The organism is Chromobacterium alticapitis, assembly GCF_002924365.1.
Taxonomy (GTDB): domain Bacteria; phylum Pseudomonadota; class Gammaproteobacteria; order Burkholderiales; family Chromobacteriaceae; genus Chromobacterium; species Chromobacterium alticapitis.
The window spans coordinates 1-2,771 of the sequence record NZ_PQWB01000215.1; the positions used below are offsets into that span (position 1 = coordinate 1).

The 2,771-nt window shown below is 65.7% G+C and carries 1 protein-coding gene; it reads right to left on the minus strand.

The features are described 5' to 3' along the window. Positions 1-199: 199 nt before the first annotated feature. Positions 200-2,771: Fe/S-dependent 2-methylisocitrate dehydratase AcnD (gene acnD, locus C2I19_RS21630; RefSeq protein WP_103904618.1), on the minus strand; the 2,572-nt coding region annotated here is incomplete at its 5' end.

The following is a 2,771-nucleotide window of genomic DNA, read 5'->3' on the forward strand; positions in this document are numbered from 1 at the left end:
CCAAGCTGCCAAGCTGCCAAGCTGCCAAGCTGCCAAGCTGCCAAGCTGCCAAGCTGCCAAGCTGCCAAGCTGCCAAGCTGCCAAGCAGCCAAGCATTCCATTGCTAAGATAGGCGGCGATACGGCCGCGAACTCAGTCTTGAAATGTAATCAAAGGGTCACCCCTCTCCCCTTGTGGGAGAGGGGCGGGGGAGAGGGGGTTAGCCCTTTACTCCCGCCAAGAAGTCCTGCGCGAATCGCCGCAGCACGCCGCCGGCCTCGTAGATCGACACTTCTTCCGCCGTGTCCAGCCTACAGGTCACCGGCACTTGAAGCATCTCGCCGCCGCGGCGATGGATGACCAGCGTCAGGTCGGCGCGCGGTTGGCGTTGGCCTATCACATCGTAGGTTTCGGTGCCGTCGAGCGCCAGCGTCTTGCGGTTGACGCCCGGCTTGAATTCCAGCGGCAGCACGCCCATGCCGATCAAGTTGGTCCGGTGGATGCGTTCGAAGCCTTCGGCGACGATGGCCTCCACGCCGGCCAAGCGCACGCCCTTGGCTGCCCAGTCGCGCGAACTGCCCTGGCCGTAGTCGGCGCCGGCGACGATGATCAGCGGCTGCTTGCGGTCCATATAGGTTTCGATGGCCTCCCACATCCGCATCACCTTGCCCTCCGGTTCCACGCGGGCCAGCGAGCCCTTCCTCACTTCGCCGTCCACCACCGCCATCTCGTTGACCAGCTGCGGATTGGCGAAGGTGGCGCGCTGCGCGGTCAGGTGGTCGCCGCGGTGGGTGGCGTAGGAATTGAAGTCCTCTTCCGGCAGGCCCATCTTGGCCAGGTATTCGCCGGCGGCGGAGCTGGCCAGGATGGCGTTGGACGGCGACAGGTGGTCGGTGGTGATGTTGTCCGGCAACAGCGCCAAGGGCCGCATGCCCTTGAGCGTGCGCTCGCCGGCCAGTGCGCCTTCCCAGTACGGCGGGCGGCGGATATAGGTGGACTGCGGCCGCCAGGCGTACAGCGGGCTGGCCTTGGCGGCGCTGTCGCGATGGATGGCGAACATCGGTTCGTAGACTTGGCGGAATTGCTCAGGCTTCACCGCTTGCTTCAGCACCGCGTCGATTTCCTCGTCGCCAGGCCAGATGTCTTGCAGGCGGATTTCCTTGCCGTCTACGACGCCCAGCACGTCTTTCTCGATATCGAAGCGCATGGTGCCGGCGATGGCGTAGGCGATCACCAGCGGCGGGGAGGCGAGGAAGGCCTGCTTGGCGTAGGGGTGGATGCGGCCGTCGAAGTTGCGGTTGCCGGACAGCACCGCGGTCGCGTACAGGTCGCGGTCGACGATTTCTTGCTGGATCTTCGGGTCCAGCGCGCCGGACATGCCGTTGCAGGTGGTGCAGGCGAAGGCGACGATGCCGAAGCCCAGCTGCTCCAGCTCGGACAGCAGGCCGGCTTCCTTCAGATACAGTTCCACTGCCTTGGAGCCGGGCGCGAGAGAGGACTTCACCCACGGCTTGCGGCTGAGGCCCAGCTTGTTGGCGTTGCGCGCCAACAGGCCGGCCGCGATCACATTGCGCGGGTTGCTGGTGTTGGTGCAGCTGGTGATGGCGGCGATGATGACCGCGCCGTCCGGCAGCAGGCCTTGCGCCTCTTGTTCGCGCGCCTGGGCCAGGTTGGCCGCGATGCCGCGCTCTGCCAGCGCCGACACCGGCAGCCGCTTGTGCGGGTTGGATGGGCCGGCCAGGTTGCGGACCACGCTGGAGAGGTCAAACTTGAGTACACGCTCGTACTCGGCGGTTTTGAGTTGGTCCGCCCACAGGCCGGCGGTCTTGGCGTAAGTCTCCACCAGCTTGACCTGCTCGTCGCTGCGGCCGGTCAGTTTCAGGTAATCGATAGTCTGCTGGTCGATGAAGAACAGCGCGGCGGTGGCGCCGTATTCCGGGGCCATATTGGAGATGGTGGCGCGGTCGCCCAGCGTCAGCGCCGCGGCGCCTTCGCCGTAGAACTCCAGATAGGCGCCGACGACCTTTTGCTGGCGCAGGAATTCGGTCAGCGCCAGCACCACGTCGGTGGCGGTGATGCCGGCAGCCGGCTTGCCGGCCAGCTCCACGCCGACGATGTCCGGCAGCCGCATCCACGAGGCGCGGCCCAGCATCACGTTTTCCGCTTCCAGGCCGCCCACTCCGACGGCGATCACGCCCAGCGCGTCCACGTGCGGTGTGTGGCTGTCGGTGCCGACGCAGGTGTCGGGATAGGCCACGCCCTTGTCGTTGTGGATCACCGGAGACATCTTCTCCAGATTGATCTGGTGCATGATGCCGTTGCCGGCCGGAATCACGTCCACATTGTCAAAGGCGGACTTGGTCCATTCGATGAAGTGGAAACGGTCTTCGTTGCGCCGGTCTTCGATGGCGCGGTTTTTCTCGAAAGCCTGCGGGTCGAAGCCGCCGCATTCCACCGCCAGCGAATGGTCCACGATCAACTGCACCGGCACCACCGGATTGACCTGGGCCGGGTCGCCGCCCTGATCGGCGATGGCGTCGCGCAGGCCGGCCAGATCCACCAGCGCGGTCTGGCCCAGGATGTCATGGCACACTACGCGCGCCGGGAACCAGGGGAAGTCGCGCTCGCGTTTGCGGTGGACGATTTGTTCCAGGCATTCGGTCAAATCAGCCGGCTCGCAGCGGCGGACCAGGTTTTCGGCGTGGATGCGGGCGGTGTAGGACAGTTTGTCCCAGGCGCCGGGCTGGATGGCGTTGACTGCGGCGCGGGCGTCGAAGTAGTCGAGGCTGGAG